Origin of the sequence: Spirosoma rhododendri (genome assembly GCF_012849055.1) — a bacterium.
Classification (GTDB): domain Bacteria; phylum Bacteroidota; class Bacteroidia; order Cytophagales; family Spirosomataceae; genus Spirosoma; species Spirosoma rhododendri.
Genome location: NZ_CP051677.1, coordinates 1,824,218 through 1,840,694 on the forward strand (window position 1 = coordinate 1,824,218; position 16,477 = coordinate 1,840,694).

General features: G+C 53.6%; 12 protein-coding genes. 6 read left to right on the forward strand and 6 right to left on the reverse strand.

The genetic code is table 11. From position 1 onward, the window contains the following. Positions 1-88 precede the first annotated feature (88 nt). The 3 genes from HH216_RS07525 to HH216_RS25760 all read left to right on the forward strand — a co-directional run bounded on the left by HH216_RS07525 (position 89) and on the right by HH216_RS25760 (position 4,997). A complete protein-coding gene (locus HH216_RS07525; protein ID WP_169550231.1) occupies positions 89-3,193 on the forward strand; it encodes a SusC/RagA family TonB-linked outer membrane protein in 3,105 nt (1,034 codons plus the stop codon). 83 nt (positions 3,194-3,276) lie between these two features. After that, the gene (locus HH216_RS25755; protein ID WP_254448723.1) at positions 3,277-4,299 is read left to right on the forward strand and encodes a RagB/SusD family nutrient uptake outer membrane protein; all 1,023 of its coding nucleotides are present in this window, start codon (positions 3,277-3,279) and stop codon (positions 4,297-4,299) included. Positions 4,300-4,316: 17 nt separating this feature from the next. Then, positions 4,317-4,997: a RagB/SusD family nutrient uptake outer membrane protein gene (locus tag HH216_RS25760; protein WP_254448724.1), complete on the forward strand. Its 681-nt coding sequence runs from the start codon at positions 4,317-4,319 to the stop codon at positions 4,995-4,997. 103 nt (positions 4,998-5,100) lie between these two features. On the opposite strand, the gene HH216_RS07535 is transcribed toward HH216_RS25760, so the two are convergent. From HH216_RS07535 to HH216_RS07555, 5 genes are all read right to left on the reverse strand, one after another. Next, positions 5,101-6,339, reverse strand: a complete 1,239-nt coding sequence (locus HH216_RS07535; RefSeq protein ID WP_169550233.1) for an MFS transporter — start codon at positions 6,337-6,339, stop codon at positions 5,101-5,103. 65 nt (positions 6,340-6,404) lie between these two features. Beyond that, positions 6,405-7,241, reverse strand: coding sequence for a phytoene/squalene synthase family protein (locus tag HH216_RS07540; RefSeq protein ID WP_169550234.1), 837 nt, complete (start codon positions 7,239-7,241; stop codon positions 6,405-6,407). Positions 7,242-7,284: 43 nt separating this feature from the next. Next, positions 7,285-8,757, reverse strand: coding sequence for a phytoene desaturase family protein (locus tag HH216_RS07545; protein WP_169550236.1), 1,473 nt, complete (start codon positions 8,755-8,757; stop codon positions 7,285-7,287). Between the two features lie 159 nt (positions 8,758-8,916). Then, positions 8,917-9,432 carry an RNA polymerase sigma factor gene (locus tag HH216_RS07550; protein ID WP_106136164.1) on the reverse strand — a complete coding sequence of 172 codons (516 nt, stop codon included), beginning with the start codon at positions 9,430-9,432 and terminating at the stop codon, positions 8,917-8,919. Between the two features lie 393 nt (positions 9,433-9,825). Then, positions 9,826-10,794: a KpsF/GutQ family sugar-phosphate isomerase gene (locus tag HH216_RS07555; RefSeq protein WP_169550238.1), complete on the reverse strand. Its 969-nt coding sequence runs from the start codon at positions 10,792-10,794 to the stop codon at positions 9,826-9,828. A gap of 106 nt (positions 10,795-10,900) precedes the next feature. On the opposite strand from HH216_RS07555, the gene recQ reads away from it, so the two are divergent. From recQ to HH216_RS07570, 3 genes are all read left to right on the forward strand, one after another. Further along, the gene (gene recQ, locus HH216_RS07560) at positions 10,901-13,105 is read left to right on the forward strand and encodes a DNA helicase RecQ (protein ID WP_169550240.1); all 2,205 of its coding nucleotides are present in this window, start codon (positions 10,901-10,903) and stop codon (positions 13,103-13,105) included. 61 nt (positions 13,106-13,166) lie between these two features. Beyond that, positions 13,167-14,453, forward strand: a complete 1,287-nt coding sequence (gene purD / locus HH216_RS07565) for a phosphoribosylamine--glycine ligase (protein WP_169550242.1) — start codon at positions 13,167-13,169, stop codon at positions 14,451-14,453. 115 nt (positions 14,454-14,568) lie between these two features. Next, positions 14,569-15,783, forward strand: coding sequence for a PSP1 domain-containing protein (locus tag HH216_RS07570; protein WP_254448725.1), 1,215 nt, complete (start codon positions 14,569-14,571; stop codon positions 15,781-15,783). 74 nt (positions 15,784-15,857) lie between these two features. On the opposite strand, the gene HH216_RS07575 is transcribed toward HH216_RS07570, so the two are convergent. After that, positions 15,858-16,289: a hypothetical protein gene (locus HH216_RS07575; RefSeq protein ID WP_169550244.1), complete on the reverse strand. Its 432-nt coding sequence runs from the start codon at positions 16,287-16,289 to the stop codon at positions 15,858-15,860. Positions 16,290-16,477 lie beyond the last annotated feature (188 nt).

Sequence of the window (16,477 nt, forward strand, 5' to 3'; positions counted from 1 at the left end):
CATTCATTAACCACTCATACATTTTTTTGCCAACATCTGGGTGAACACTGGGTTACGGGGGCACTAACCAAGCTAACTACTCAATTTCATGGCTTCATTTCTACGCACCCGCTATCTGTGGTGCCTGCTCTGCATGTGCTATGCACTATGCTTGAGTACCGGGCGCGCCCAGACGCCCACAACCAACCCATCAGCAGCTGCGCAGCGCACCCTCTCCGGGCGTATCACCACGACCACCGGCGAAGCACTACCCGGGGTAACTGTTGTTCAAAAAGGAACGACGCAGGGCACGACAACCGACGTCAACGGAAATTTTCAGTTGTCCGTTAGCGACCCCAGCGCAACATTAACGATTAGCTACATTGGCTACGTAACCCAGCAGATACCCATCGGGTCGCAGACGTCGTTTACCATTCAGCTCAAAGAAGATGCGCAGGCGCTCAGTGAAGTGGTTGTCGTCGGCTATGGTACGCAGAAACGGTCGACGCTGACCGGGGCGGTAGCCGAAGTGTCGGGCCGCGATCTGGTGCAGAGCCCACAGCCTAACCTCGCCAACTCGCTCGTCGGGCGGACGCCGGGCCTGATTGCGCTGAACCGGTCGGGGGAGCCGGGTCGCGATGGGTCCCAATTCTTCATCCGGGGCCGCTCGACGCTGGGCGACCCGAACCCGCTGATCGTTATCGACGGGGTGGCCAATCGGCTGGGTGGACTGGACCGGCTCGACCCCAACGAGATTGAAAGCGTATCGGTACTGAAAGATGCATCGGCATCGATTTACGGGGCGCAGGCGGCCAACGGCGTCATTCTTGTAACGACCCGGCGCGGCACGAAGGGCAAACCGCAGATCACCTACAATTTCAATCAGGGCTTTTCGACACCCACACGCCTGCCGCAGATGGCCGACGCGGCTACCTACGCCCAGATTCTCAACGAAATTCAGTATTACAACAACCCCAGCGGTGGCCTGAATCAGCGGTATACGACCGATCAGATTCAGAAATTTCGCGACGGCTCCGACCCCCTTAACTACCCGAATACCAACTGGCTGAGAACAGTCCTGCGTTCGTCGGCACCGCAGCACCGGCATACAATCGGCATCAGTGGGGGCAACGACGACATCCGCTATCTGGTGTCCCTAGGGAATCTGTTTCAGGACGGTATCTACAAGAACGGCACGGCTAACTACAACCAATACAGCCTGAGGGCCAACGTCGACGCGAACGTGGGCAAAAACCTGACGTTGGGCGTCGACATCAATGGCCGACAGGAAGATCGTAACTATCCGCTTGACTCTGCTGGGCGCATTTTCCGCTACGCGCTACGGGCCTACCCAACGCTGGTAGCGGTGTACCCAAACGGCTTGCCGGGATCGGGTACCGACCAGGGTCGTAACCCGGTGTTGCAGGTAACCGACGCCCTCGGCTATCAGCGCGACCGGCGCGGCTACATCAACGCAACGCTGCGACTGCGCGAAAACCTGCCGTTTCTACCCGGCTTTTCCGTCGACGGGTTCGCGGCTATCGACAAACTCTACCAGTTCAACAAGCAGTGGTCGATTCCGTGGACGACGTACAACTACAACTCATCCACCGGCCAGTACGCTCCGCAGGTGAACCCGCCCAGTGTACCGGGGCTGTTGCAGGGGCAAACCAATGTCACGCAGATTACACTGAACGCCCGGCTCAATTACGACCGCACGTTTGGACCGAATAAGTTGTCGGCCTTTCTGGCGTATGAGCAGAGTACCTACAACAGCACGCTGTTTACGGCCTACCGCAGCAGTTTCGTCAGTACCAGCATCGCCGATTTCTACGCGGGTAGCGAAAGCGACCGGGTGAGCGGGCAGCCGTTCGCGTCGGCGCGGCAAAACTACTTCGGGCGGGTGCAATACAACCTCAAGGATCGCTACCTGGCCGAGTTTCAGGGGCGTTACGATGGGTCGCAGAATTTCGCCAGTAATCAGCGGTTCGGTTTTTTTCCGGCGCTGCTGCTGGGTTGGCGAATTTCCGATGAACCCTGGTTTAAGTCGTCAGGCACGGCATTTGTCAACAGTCTGAAAATGCGGGCATCCTATGGCTTGCTGGGTAACGACCGGATTGCGCAGTTTCAATATCTGGCGTCTTACTTGTTCGACCCCGGCTATATTCTGGGCGATTCGCCCGTCCGGCAACCGGGGCTGACGGCGAGTACGGAGCCGAACCCGAACGTGACGTGGGAAAAAGCACAGACGACCAATATCGCCATCGACGGGGTGCTATTCGACGGTAAACTGAACGTGACGTTCGACTATTTCCACACCCTCCGCAACGACATCCTGATCCGGCGGAATGTGTCGGTGCCCGACTACACCGGGCTGGTGCTGCCCAACGAGAATCTGGGTCGCCTGACCAACCAGGGCTTCGATTTTCAGATTACCCACAACAATACCTACGGGCCGATCAATGTGTCGGTCGGTACCAACTTCACCTACGCCCGCAACCGGGTGCAGTTTCTGGACGAGGTATCGGGTCTGCCAACCTATCAGCAGCAGACGGGTCAATCGATCAGCGATCCCAGCTACGGCGGCCTGCTGTACCGAAGTCTGGGCATTTTCCACACGCAGGCCGAAGTCGACGCCTACCCGCACGTCCTGACGGCCGGGCCGGGCGATATCAAGCTGGAGGACGTCGACGGAAACGGTGTAATCGACGCGAACGACCGTATCCGGCCGCGCTACAGCAACATTCCCGAAATCGTGTACGGCGTACCGATCAACCTGAGCTGGCGCGGTATCGACCTGAATATTCTGGTGCAGGGACAGGCCCACGTGTCGCAGTACCTGCTGCTGGAATCCGGCTCGACGGGTAATTTCTTTGCGCAGGATGCCGCCAACCGCTGGAGTCCAACGAACCCCGACGGTACGTTTCCGCGCGTTTCCAGCGAAATGCTGAACAGTGTCAATGGGGTATATCAAAACACGTACTGGCTGAAGAATGCGGCTTTCACGCGGCTGAAGAACGTACAGATCGGCTACAACCTGCCGAGAACGCTGCTCGATAAATTCAAAATTCAGTCGCTACGGGTGTACGCAAGTGGCTTCAACCTGCTGACGTTCGATCAACTCAAAACCATCGACCCCGAAGGTGGCTCGGCACAGGGCTGGTTCTACCCACAGCAGCGTATCTACAATCTCGGTCTCAGCGCACGATTCTAACGAGCGAAAGAGCGAAAGAGTGAAAGAGCGATTTATTCGCTTTGTATTCTTCCGCTTTTCGCTGACTCAACTCACGAACACACATGAAATTACTGTCCTGTATATACGCATCCCGGCTAGGCTATCTCCGCCTGGTTTCGCTCCGCCCGGCGGCCCGGTTTCTCTTTCTCTCTCTTTCAACATCCGTTGCGGCACTCCTTCTATCCTCCTGTTCGCACGATTTGCTGGATAAGGCACCCGTCGACCGGATTAGCGAAGATGCGGTCTGGACGGATGCGGCACTGGTGCAGACGTTCGTTAATTCAAAATACCGCGATCTGAGTTTTGGCTTCAACTGGAACGGCGATGAACTGATGTGGGCGTCGGCCTCCGACGAATCGCTGTTCAGCCATGACTATGGTATGTGGGCCATCAACAAAGGCGAACTGACACCCTCGAACCTCGCCATTCTGAGCAGTGGCCCAACGGAGTACAATGGCAACATGAACCCGTGGAGCAAGAACTACCGCTACATCCGCGACAGCAATATCTTCTTCTCGAAAATTGCGTCGGTGCCGATGGATTCAACGCTACGTCGGCGGCTGACGGGTGAGATGACGTTTCTGCGGGCGTTTCGCTATTTCGATCTGGTGCGCAATTACGGTGGTGTACCGTTGATTACACAGTCGTTTGGCCTGGGCGATGACTATGCCGCCACCCGCCGGGCCACGCTCGACGAAAGCATCAATTTCGTCGTTAGCGAAGCCGATAAGGCCGCTGCGCTGCTGCCCGTTTCGTATACGGGTGCTGATCTGGGCCGGGCGACAAAAGGGGCTGCGCTGGCGCTGAAAGCCCGGATGCTCCTGTATGCTGCGTCACCGTTGTACGCGTCGTCGACCAGTACATCGCGGTGGCAGGCGGCAGCGCAGGCGGCTCAGGCGGTGCTTTCTCTGAACGCGTACCAGCTTTACCCCAACTACGGGCAACTGTTTCTGACGCCGAATAATAGCGAGGTAATTTTCAACCGGATCGAAGCGCAGCAGGGCGATAGCTTCCTGAATCTGGAACGCTGGAACGGCCCGAACGGCTACGGCGGCTGGGGGGCAATGTACCGACGCAGACGCTGATCGATGCCTACGAAACAATGGATGGCCGGGATATCACCAACGCGAATTCGGGCTATAACCCGCAAAATCCGTTCGCCAACCGCGATCCCCGACTGGCGGCAACGGTGCTGTACAACGGTGCATCGTACCGGGGGCGGGCGGTTGAAACGTTCCGGCCAAACGGTCTCGACAGCCCCGACGGGCCGGAGTCGTTCAACACGTCTCCAACGGGCTACTACCTACGGAAATTTATGGATGAGTCGCGCGATTTGGGGTCAGCAACGGGTAGTCAGGCACCGTGGATTTATTTCCGGCTGGGTGAAGTACTGCTCAACTACGCCGAAGCGCAGAATGAAGCCGCCGGTCCCGATGCCAGTGTATACGACGCCGTGAATCGAATCCGGGCGCGGGCGTCAATGCCGAACCTGCCCGTCGGCCTGACGCAGACGCAGATGCGTGACCGTATCCGGCACGAACGGCAGGTCGAGTTGGCGTACGAAGAGCACCGATACTACGACGTTCGGCGGTGGCGCATTGCCAATAGGACCGAAAACCTGCCGGTGCGCGGTGTTGCGATCACGAAAGATGCGTCGGGGGCGTTGCAGTACAGTTTCCCAACTGTGCAGGAACGCCGGTTCAACGACCGTAACTACTTCCTGCCCATCCCCCTCAAAGAAACCCAGGCCAACCCTAACCTGGTGCAGAATACGGGATACTAAGAGAGTTATAGAGTTGTAAAGTTGTAGGGTTGTAAAGTTGCTGGCGCGTTCTGGCTGACGCCGGATGGCAACTTTACAACTCTACAACTTTATAACTTTAAAACTATTCAACTCCGTTTGTAAACAAAGCCGGCTTGTCGCGGTAGGTACGGTAGGCCAGCCAGATAACGACGGCCATTGTGATGCCAAACCAGATGAATGGAAGCCGCAGATCAAGAGCTGACAATGCTCCGAAAAGCAGCGTCGTTATCAGACTGGCGAAGCCCTGTAATCCCTGCACCAGCCCGAACAGAGTCCCCCGGTCGTCGTCGTTGGTGCGTTTGGCGATCAGCCCTTCTACGATGCCCGAAATCAGGCCGATGCTCAGGCAGTCGACCGCGACCAGCCCGTACAATATGGGTGTTGATTTACCGACCAGCCCATAACCGATCAGTACTGGTACACCCAGTATAGCAAACCAGAACATGGCCCGCGTCTGGTTGAGCCGGTCGGCGAGAAACCGATAGAAGATAAAGGAGGTGATGACGCTGAACCCGCCGTAGTAGATGAAGAAGTACGAAATCGACTGCGTACCGAACTTAAGCGGCCCCAGTGCGAGATACGTAACGAAGTAGGTGTAATAGCCCTGCGTCAGGGCCAGTACCGTTCGGATCAGTACAAGCGTTTGCAGGCCGGGCCGCTCCGCTTCCTTGTCGACCAACTGCCGCCAGAGAACGACCGGGTTGATCGATTCGATGATCGTCTGCTTAAGTTTACTTTGGTCGAGCTTCTCCTTTTTCTCACTGGTCTCGCTGATCAACAAGCTAATGCCGATGTTCAGTACCGACAGACCCAGCGCAATATAGACGATGTAGCTGGTCTGCTCTTTTTCGGGGATGGTAAACAGCGTCAGCAGGCCACCCGCTACCATCGGTCCCAGCACGTTGCCCAGCGACACTATTGTACCCTGAATCCCCAGGTTCTTGACCAGATTTTCTTCCGGCGACACGTCGGTGATGGCCGAGCGGACGGTAGCGAACATCCCGTTTGTCAGGCCGTCGCTGACGCGGTTGAGTAGCAATAGACTAGCCTTAACCGGTAGTAGCAGCAGGTTAGCGAGGGCCGTTCCGATACTCGACAGAATCAGGATGGGTCTTCGGCCGATATAGTCAGCGAGTTTACCGAGCAGCGGTCCCGAAAAAAGTTGAAGTCCCAGAAACAGGGCAGTAGCGCCCGATAGCCAGAGTTCGGGGTGCGACTGATGGGCAACAAACTTGGGCATCACCGGGGAAATGGCCGCGCCAACTACCACATCAATCAGAACAAGCGCATAGATGAGTAACAACTGGCGATTCTTGAGCATGAATAGCCAATAGACCGATTAGGGCTAATGTTCACATAATCAATGAAATCGGGGTAGATTTAATGCTATATCACCCGCAGCCGGTATTTGAGGTACGTCTGCGCCAGAAGGGCGATTTTTTGTGGGTTCGGTACCCGTATACGTTGATTGCTGATCGTGGTTGCCGACAGGCGTTTTATCTTTCTGAACAGCGTCAGATAATAAGTGTATGCCAGGTAAACACCCATGCGGGCGCCAGACGGTAGTTTCAGAATACCCTTCAGTGCATCATCGAAATCGTGCTGAATATCGGCTTCAATCTGCTGCTTGGCTTTCTGCCCGAACGCGCTAAAATCGACGCCGGGAAAATACATACGGCCCCGGTCGGCGAAGTCGCTCTTCAGGTCGCGGAGGAAGTTTACTTTCTGAAAAGCCGCCCCCAGCTTGCGGGCCGATTCACGCAGGCGGTCGTATTCGGCGCCATCACCCTCACAAAATACGCGCAGACACATCAGGCCGACCACTTCCGCCGACCCGTAGATGTATTCGTTGTATCCATCGGCGTCGTATTGCTGATTGTACAAATCCATTTCCATGCTATGCAGAAACGCATCGATCAGCGGCCGGTCGATGCTGTATTGCCGAACCACCATCTGAAACGAGTGCAGTACGGGGTTCAGGCTGATACCTTCCTCGATAGCCTGATACGTATCGTGCCGAAACCGGTCGAGCAATACTTTCTTATCGTAGTCGTGAAACGTATCGACAATCTCGTCGGCGTAGCGCACAAAGCCGTAGATGGCGTAGATAGGCAGGTGGAATTTGCGGTCGAGTGTTTTGATGCCTAGGGTAAATGAGGTGCTGTACCGCTCTGTGATGAGTTTACTACATTCAAGAGCGGTGTTATTAAACAGGGCCATCATGGGCATCAAAGGCAGGTTAGTTTTGGAAGATACGTGTTGTAAATTAACTAAATTCTTTGGCAACCTCGTCAGCGACGACCAATCCGGAGATCAGCGAGGGCGGCACACCCGGCCCCGGAACGGTTAGCTGGCCGGTGTAGAACAGATTGTTTACCCGTTTGTTCTTGAGCGATGGCTTCAGCAGGGCCGTTTGCTTTAGCGTATTGGCCAGCCCATACGCGTTCCCCCGGAATGCATTGTAATCCTGCTTGAAATCAGCGTGGGCGTAGCTGCGCTTGTAGATGACGTGATTACGAATGTCGGTGCCGGTGTACGCTTCAAGCCGGTCCATCAGCATCGTGTAGTACCGCTCGCGCGTTTCTTCGTCATCCGTCAGGTCAGGGGCAACGGGAATGAGCAGGAAGAGATTTTCGCACCCTTCCGGGGCCACACTGGGGTCGGTTTTCGAGGGGGCCGACGCATAGAACAGGGGCTTCGTGGGCCAGCGGGGCGTTTCGTAAATCTCTTTCGCGTGCAGAGTAAAGTCTTCGTCGAAGAACAGGTTATGATGTTCCAGCTTCGGAATACGTTTATCGACGCCCAGATAAAACAGCAGCGACGACGGGGCCATCACCCGGCTTTTCCAGTAGGCATCGTTGTAGTTGCGCGTGTTCTCCGTCAGCAGCTTCGTATCGACGTGATTATAATCGGCACCGGCTACAACGACATCGGTTTCGAAGATGCCTTTGTCTGTCGTCACCTGTTTCACCTGCCGTTGCTTTACATCAATCGCCAAAACAGTTTGATCGTAGAGAATCTTGACCCCTTTTTCTTCCGCCAGACTGACCATGCCCTCCACGATCTTGTGCATACCACCCATTGGATACCAAGTCCCTAATGCCATTTCGGCATAATTCATCAGGCTGTACATGGCGGGTGTGTTTTCCGGCGTGGCACCGAGAAACAGAACTGGAAACTCCACGATCTCCAGCAAGCGGGGATGTTGAAAATACTTACGCGCGTGACTGGCCAATGACTGAAATACGTCGAGCCGCGCTACATCGGCCAGTAATTTCAGGCTGACAAACTCTGTTATCGACCGGCTGGGCTTCCACACAAATTTGTGCATGCCAACCTCGTACTTATAGGCGGCCTGCTTCAGGAAATCCCGCAGCCGGGGGCCGCTGCCCGGTTCGAACTGCTCGAACAAATTTTCCAGCTTGTCCAGTCCTGCCGGAAGATCGACGGCTTCGTCGGCGGCAAAAACGACTTTGTAGGACGGGTCTAGCCGGACGAGGTTGTAGTAGTCGGCGGTTTTCTTGCCGAAGCGGGCAAAGTAGCTGTCGAACACGTCCGGCATCCAGTACCAGCTCGGCCCCATATCGAAGGTAAAGCCATTGGCATTGAAAACGCGGGCCCGACCACCGGCCATGCTGTTCTTCTCAAGAATTGTGACGTCGTACCCTTTGTTGGCCAGCGACGTAGCGGCAGCCAATCCGGCAAAGCCGGCACCAATAACAAGAATGCGTTTGGGCATTGAGGAGAAATGAAAAAACCGACTAAATGTCGGTTATGCAACGGCTTGTAACAAAAAAAGTTGGACGGAATCCCATCCAACTTTTCGAACCTTCCTCTTTTTTAACCAAAAACTACTCAATCAATAATACTTAGACGACGATTCGTCAAAAAGTATCGCTTATGCGTTGTAATGTGCATAAACTTTTAATTGATCCTTCAATTCCTTGCGGGCAATGTGAATCCGGTTCTTAACCGTACCGATGGGGATATCCAGCTTTGCAGCGATCTCGTGGTACTTAAATCCGCGGAAGTGCATCATGAATGGGGTGCGATACGTATCGTCGAGGCCATTCACTGCCCGGTTGATATCTTCTTGTGCAAACGACGAATAAGCCATGTTATCTGTGCTGCTTTCCGTCGAGTTGATATAATGCAGGTTATCTGTCGTGTCGATAAACGTGTTCTTACGAACCATCCGCTGATAGTTGGTAATGAACGTGTTTTTCATGATCGTGTACAGCCATGCTTTCAGGTTAGTGCCGTCTGTATACTTGTCACGGTTCGTAAACGCCTTCAGCAGCGTATCTTGCAGGAGGTCATTAGCATCTTCTACATCTTTCGTCAGCCGAAGGGCAAAAGGACGCAGCGACTTGGATACTTTGCCAATGTGGTAGGTGAATTCGAGCGCGGTCATGATCTATGTCTGTTTTTCTGTTGAATGCTAGTTGTGTACAGTTTTGCAAAAAGCTGACCAGCCAGACCAATTCCCCAATTATGATTCAGTTAATACGGCGTAATACGTTGTCTGGCAGCCGATTACGAAAAAATGGCCTCGTGCCAGAAAAAATCTTGAACAAAAACGCCAGAAAATAGTGTAGAAGAAATTTCCCCAATGTGTGGATGTGGGGTGGGGAATCTTGTTTAATGTGGAATGGCAAAATCCTAAACAAAACGCCCCATTTATACGAGAAAAAGACTATTGCTTTAGGGTAAAGATCAATTTTTACCCAATTTGGGTGTGAGATGCGTTGTGGAGGAGTCGATAGCGCAACAGTATCGGCCCAAAAACGTAGATCGCTACAATTTTCTACACTAAACCCTCGCGTAACAGGTCGTGGAGATGCACGAACCCTTTTACCTGGTCATTTTCTGCTACAATCAGCTGCGTAATATTTCGATCCTGCATGATTTGTAAAGCCAGTACGGCATATTCATCGGGACTGACGCAGACGGGCGCGGGGGTCATTACGTCGCGGGCGTGTAAATCGAGAAACGTGTCGTGCTCGTAAGCCATCCGCCGGATATCGCCGTCCGTTATAATTCCCCGCAGTGTATTATCTGTATCAACTACTGCCGTTGCCCCCAGCCGATTCTTCGAAATGGTGAAGATCACTTCCTTCAGGGCCATATCTAGTGGCACACAGGGGCACTGATTATGGGGAAAGATGTCGGCAACTTTCATGTATAGCTTCTTGCCGAGTGACCCGCCGGGATGGTAACGGGCAAAGTCGCTGCGGGAAAAGTCGCGGGCTTCTAATAACGATACCGCCAAAGCATCGCCCAGCGCCAGCGCTACCGTAGTGCTGGTAGTGGGAGCCAGATCGAGTGGGTCGGCTTCGCAGGCGCAGTATGCGTGAAGTATATAGTCGGAATGAATGGCCAGATACGACTCGCGGTCGCTGACCATCGCAATCAACGGCACGGCGGTTCGCCGGAGCAGCGGTACCAGTACTTTTATTTCGGCCGTGTTGCCGCTTTTCGACAGTATGAGCGCTACGTCGTTGTCCTGAAGCATGCCCAGATCGCCGTGAATCGCATCGGCTGCATGCATAAACAGGGCGGGGGTACCCGTTGAATTAAGCGTCGCTACGATTTTCTGCCCGATAAGTGCGCTTTTACCCACACCACTAACCACAACCCGACCGGTAGCATTGAGAATCGTCTGGACAACGGCTTCAAACTGATCGTCGAGCAGGTCGACGGCCTGCCGGATGGCGTCGGCTTCGGCAAGCATTACCATACGTGCCGTGTTTTTGGGATTTTTTAGTACTTTCAACGGTCGTTATCGCGATGAAGAATAGTTTGCTCTGTATATTCGCTATCAGTAAAAGCAAAGATACGCAAGCGAATCAGCGTAAAGTAACTTTTGTACGATTTGTAGAATGATGCAGGTTGATCAGACAGTCCATACGACTCTCAGGGAACGCCTAAAGGAAATTTTTGGCTATAATCAGTTCCGGGGCGATCAGGAAGCGATTATTCATAGTATCCTGTTTGGGCGTAATACATTCGTAATTATGCCGACCGGAGCTGGCAAATCGCTCTGCTATCAATTGCCTGCCATTGTCAGTGAGGGCACTGCCGTGGTGATTTCGCCCCTCATTGCCCTGATGAAGAATCAGGTCGATCAGCTAAACGCATTCGGTATCAACGCGCAGTTTCTAAATTCGACCCTCTCGAAAACGGAAATGAACCGCGTCAAACGCGATACGCTGAACGGTACGCTCAAGCTGTTATACATCGCGCCGGAGTCGTTGACGAAAGAAGAAAATTTGGACTTTTTGAAGAAAGCCAACATTTCGTTCGTCGCTATCGATGAAGCACACTGTATTTCGGAGTGGGGGCACGACTTCCGCCCGGAGTACCGCAAAATTCGGGGTATCGTCGACAATATCGGCAACCTCCCCGTTATCGCCCTGACGGCAACCGCCACGCCGAAGGTGCAGCAGGACATTCAGAAGAACCTCCAGATGGAGGATGCAGACCTCTACAAAACGTCATTCAATCGAAAGAATCTTTACTACGAAATCAAGCCGAAGGTTGACGCCAAGAAGCAACTCATTAAATACGTTAAGCAGAACAAAGGCAAGTCGGGCATTATCTATTGCCTGAGCCGTAAGACGGTTGAGGAGATTGCGGAACTGCTGCGTGTCAACGACGTAAAAGCGTTGCCTTACCATGCTGGTCTGGATCCCCAAACCAGAATGCATAATCAGGATGCGTTTTTGAACGAAGACGTCGACGTAGTCTGTGCAACAATCGCCTTCGGAATGGGTATCGACAAACCCGACGTGCGTTTCGTAATTCACTACGACGCTCCCAAATCACTCGAAGGGTACTACCAGGAAACGGGCCGCGCCGGTCGCGACGGGCTGGAAGGTAACTGCGTCATGTTCTACAGCTATGATGATATTCAGAAGCTGGAGAAATTCAATAAAGACAAGTCGGTAACCGAGCGCGATAACGCCAAACACCTGCTGGGCGAAATGGTGTCGTACGCTAATCTGGGCGTTTGTCGTCGTCGGCAGCTGCTGGGTTATTTCGGTGAGTATCTTGAAAAAGACTGCGGTTTTTGCGACAACTGTACCAAGCCGTCGCCCACCTTTAAAGTGCAGAGTGAGGTTGTGCTGGCGCTGCAAACCGTACTGCAAACCGATCAGCGTTTCGACGTTTCTCACCTGAGTGATGTGCTGACGGCGACGTCGAATCAGTACGTAACGAGTTACGAACACAACCGGCTCGACGTGTATGGTAAAGGCCGGGAATACAACGAAACGGCCGAGTTCTGGTGCTCGCTGATCAAGCAGATTACCATTTACGGCTACCTCGAAAAAGACGTCGATAACTACGGCATTCTGAAGCTGACGCAGCGGGGTCTTAACTATATCGAAGATCCGTATCCGCTGACGCTGGCAAAAGACCACAATTACGATCAGGTAGCCACCGACGACGATGACGATAAGGACACTGCGCCGACGTCGGGTGGAGCGGCATACGATCAGGAGTTGCTGGGGCTGCTGAAAGCACTGCGCAAGAAAGTCGCGAAGGAAAAAAATCTGCCCCCCTACGTAATCTTCCAGGATCCGTCGATGGAAGAAATGGCCACGACCTACCCCACCACGCGGGAGGAAATGGCGCAGGTCAACGGGGTTGGCCTGGGTAAGGTGCAGAAATTTGGCAAGCCGTTTATCGATCTGATTGCCAAATACGTGGCCGACAACGACATAGAGACAGACAAGGATGTTGTCATCAAGTCGATGGTCAACAAGTCGAAGGTCAAAATTTACATCATTCAGCAGATTGACCGAAAAATTGACCTTGATGAGATTGCCGAGTCGAAGGCGCTTTCAATGGAAGATCTGATGGAGGAAATCGAGCACATCTGCTACTCTGGTACGCGGCTGAACCTCGATTACTACATCAATCAGGTAATGGACGAAGATCGGCAGGACGAGATCTTTGAATACTTTATGAGCGCCGAAACGGATAACATCGCAATCGCGATGACGCAGTTTGGGGGTGATGATTTTACCGAGCAGGACCTGCGATTGATGCGCATCAAATTCCTGTCGGAAGTAGCTAACTAAGTCAGTTCGAGGCCCCGTCGGGCCGCGTGGATAACTCCACAGACTGACGAATTCTGGAGTAATGAACATACTTTTACTAGGCTCCGGTGGCCGGGAACACGCGTTTGCGTGGAAATTGGTGCAGAGTCCGCTTTGCGATACGCTTTTGGTGGCACCCGGCAATGCCGGAACCGCACAGGTTGCCACCAACGTGCCGGTATCGGCTACCGACTTTCCGGCAATTGCTGACCTGATCCGAAGCCGAAACATTGATTTGCTGATTGTTGGCCCTGAAGAGCCGCTCGTCAAAGGGGTTGTCGATTATATTCATCAGCAGCCCGACCTGAGCAACTTACCCATCGTTGGGCCGGATGCGGAAGGGGCGCAACTGGAGGGAAGCAAAGATTTTTCCAAGCAGTTTATGGCGCGGCACGGCATTCCCACCGCTGCGTCGCAGACCTTCACCGCCGATACACTGACCGACGGACTGACGTATCTGGATAGTCATTCGCTGCCTGTTGTGCTGAAAGCCGACGGGCTGGCGGCTGGTAAAGGCGTTATCATTGCTGAAACCGTCGCGGAGGCCAAACAAACGCTGACCGACATGCTCAGCAACGGCCGCTTCGGATCAGCCGGTAGCAAGGTGGTTATCGAACAGTTTTTGCGTGGTATCGAATTGTCGGTGTTTGTATTGTCGGACGGGGTGAACTACAAGATTCTACCCGAAGCAAAAGATTACAAACGTATCGGGGAAGGCGATACGGGGCCAAACACGGGCGGTATGGGTGCAGTATCGCCGGTGGTATTCGCGACGAAATCATTTCTGGAAAAAGTCGAGGAGAAAGTCGTCAAACCAACGTTAACTGGTTTGCAGCAGGATGGCATTCAGTACCGCGGGTTTATCTTCATCGGGTTGATGAAAGTCAACGGTGAGCCATACGTAATTGAGTACAACGCCCGGATGGGCGATCCGGAAACAGAGGTCGTGCTGCCGCGCATTCAGACCGATTTTGCGGAGCTGATGCTGGCAGCAGGCCGGGGCGAACTCGATACAATAAGTCTGCAAGTGTCGCCCCAAACGGCCGTAACAACGGTCGTGGTATCGGGTGGGTATCCCGACGCATACGAAACCGATAAAATCATTTCGGATTTGGAGCGTTTAGAAGATGTGACTGCGTTTCATGCGGGCACGAAAGCGCAGGACGGTCAGGTATTGACCAACGGCGGGCGGGTACTGGCGCTCACAGCGCAGGCCAACTCGCTTGAAAACGCCGTCAGAAAGTCGCAGGAAGCGGCTCGGCGTGTTCAGTTTGAGGGAAAACAATACCGAAAAGATATCGGTCTCGACCTGATTCGGTATTCCGATTAGAACGGAGTTATAAAGTTGCAAAGTTGTAGAGTTGTAGAGTTGACTCCGCCGGTATACTAACGCGCAAGCCAACTTTACAACTCTATACCTTTACAACCATACAACTATATAAGTTATGTCATGCAAATCGTGTGCAACCGGCGGGTGCGGAACCCAGCGCGGAGCCGCCGACAAACCGGGCGAAAAAACAGCCGGTTGCGGCTCCGCCGGTGGATGTAGCACAGGCGGTTGCAACAAATTGAATTCGTTCGACTGGCTGAGCGACATCGCCATGCCCGGTCCTAAGAAATACGACGTTGTTGAAGTAAAATTCAAAGGCGGTCGCAAAGAATACTACCGCAACGTTCATCAGCTCGACCTGACCACCGGCGATTACGTCGTGGTCGAAATGCAGTCGGGCTTCCACATTGGTTCGGTGTCGTTGCAGGGTGAATTGGTGCGGTTACAGGTGAAGAAGCGTGGCGTTAAAGTCAACGACGATACCAAAGTTGTTCACCGAATCGCGACGCCCAAAGACATGGACCGCCACGAGCAGGCCATGCTTCGTGATCTGCCTGCCCTCTACCGGGCCCGCGAGATTATCCGCGAACTGAAGCTGAATATGAAACTCTCCGACGTGGAGTTTCAGTCTGACAACACTAAAGCGACATTCTTCTACTCGTCAGAAGAGCGGGTCGATTTTCGGGAGCTGATCAAGATGCTGGCGGGTGAATTCAAAGCCCGCATCGAGATGCGTCAGATCAGTCTGCGGCAGGAAGCAGGGCGGCTGGGAGGTATCGGGTCGTGTGGTCGCGAATTGTGTTGCTCGACCTGGCTCACCGACTTCAAGAACATTGCGACCTCGGCCGCACGCTATCAGAATCTGTCACTGAATCCGGCCAAGCTGTCGGGACAGTGTGGGCGATTAAAGTGCTGCCTGAACTACGAGCTGGATACGTACATGGATGCCCTGCGCGACGTTCCATCGATCGACAAACCGCTTGAAACGCAGAAAGGCCGGGCCTGGCTTCAGAAGACTGATATCTTCCGCAAGCTGATGTGGTTTGGGTACAGTTCAGAAAGTACGTGGCACCCACTACCGATCAGTCGTGTTACTGAAATTCTTGAACTCAACAAGCGGGGTGTTATCCCCGAATCGTTTGAGGTGCTGACGCCAGTTGGTGAGAAAGAGCCCGTTAAAGCGGCTGCGCTGAACAGCGATCTGCAAAAGCTCGACGCCAAGTATGCTACGCGCAGCAGCAGTGCCAGAAAGAAAAAGAAGAAGTCGAAAGGTAGCGGTAGTAAGCCAGCCGGTGCTACATCAAAACCAATCGGCAACGACAACGCGTAACGCAAGTCGTTTGAGAACAGCGGAGTAGACTACTGTGGCCCAACTGGCGTCGGCAATGGTCTACTCCGCTGTTTTTATAGCCCTGCCTTCGTGGTGATGAGCAGCAGGCCCTGCTTCGCATTTGGTCCGTACAGCATTTCCGCCCTGACGCTGTCGAGGGTAGTGATCGACGCGACATCTGCTTGTTTCAGTCGCTTGATTTGAGCCACTGTCGCCACCTTACCATCCAGTATATAAGTCGGTTCGCCTGTTGTCCGGGAACGCAGCCAGTCCGGAGCCGCTCGCCTGACCGCGGGGTCCTGCTTCGCCAGCGACCGAAAAGCAGGGTTTAGGTGCGTGCCGGGAAAAATAACCGGCGCTGGTGCCTGTTTATACGATGGCTGAACCGCTTGTTTAGCCTTTCCAGGCTGCACTGAGTCGATGGCAATCCAGCTCTTCGCCGGTGTGCCAATTACCCGGCTGGCCGAAACAGTAAGTAATACGATCAAAAAAGTGAACCGTTTCATTCGTTGGATTACGCTGTTGGATGAACGCTTCTTTGACCAGAATGATGTCGCTCGGTTTAACGGCCCGGCCTATCGGGAGCTACCTGTGTGGGAAGGGCTAAAACCGGGAGCAGTTAGGCTGCGTCACATGCATGAATGGCAATCGCAACGGCCAGAACTGATTTAAGTAAAACTTGTCAGAACGATTC

Excerpts from the sequence above, each read along its gene's own strand:
- HH216_RS07525 (WP_169550231.1), top strand. The coding sequence starts at position 89 with ATGGCTTCATTTCTACGCACCCGCTATCTGTGGTGCCTGCTCTGCATG.
- HH216_RS25755 (WP_254448723.1), top strand. The coding sequence starts at position 3,277 with ATGAAATTACTGTCCTGTATATACGCATCCCGGCTAGGCTATCTCCGC.
- HH216_RS25760 (WP_254448724.1), top strand. The coding sequence starts at position 4,317 with ATGGATGGCCGGGATATCACCAACGCGAATTCGGGCTATAACCCGCAA.
- HH216_RS07535 (WP_169550233.1), bottom strand. The coding sequence starts at position 6,339 with ATGCTCAAGAATCGCCAGTTGTTACTCATCTATGCGCTTGTTCTGATT.
- HH216_RS07540 (WP_169550234.1), bottom strand. The coding sequence starts at position 7,241 with ATGATGGCCCTGTTTAATAACACCGCTCTTGAATGTAGTAAACTCATC.
- HH216_RS07545 (WP_169550236.1), bottom strand. The coding sequence starts at position 8,757 with ATGCCCAAACGCATTCTTGTTATTGGTGCCGGCTTTGCCGGATTGGCT.
- HH216_RS07550 (WP_106136164.1), bottom strand. The coding sequence starts at position 9,432 with ATGACCGCGCTCGAATTCACCTACCACATTGGCAAAGTATCCAAGTCG.
- recQ (WP_169550240.1), top strand. The coding sequence starts at position 10,901 with ATGATGCAGGTTGATCAGACAGTCCATACGACTCTCAGGGAACGCCTA.
- purD (WP_169550242.1), top strand. The coding sequence starts at position 13,167 with ATGAACATACTTTTACTAGGCTCCGGTGGCCGGGAACACGCGTTTGCG.
- HH216_RS07570 (WP_254448725.1), top strand. The coding sequence starts at position 14,569 with ATGTCATGCAAATCGTGTGCAACCGGCGGGTGCGGAACCCAGCGCGGA.
- HH216_RS07575 (WP_169550244.1), bottom strand. The coding sequence starts at position 16,289 with ATGAAACGGTTCACTTTTTTGATCGTATTACTTACTGTTTCGGCCAGC.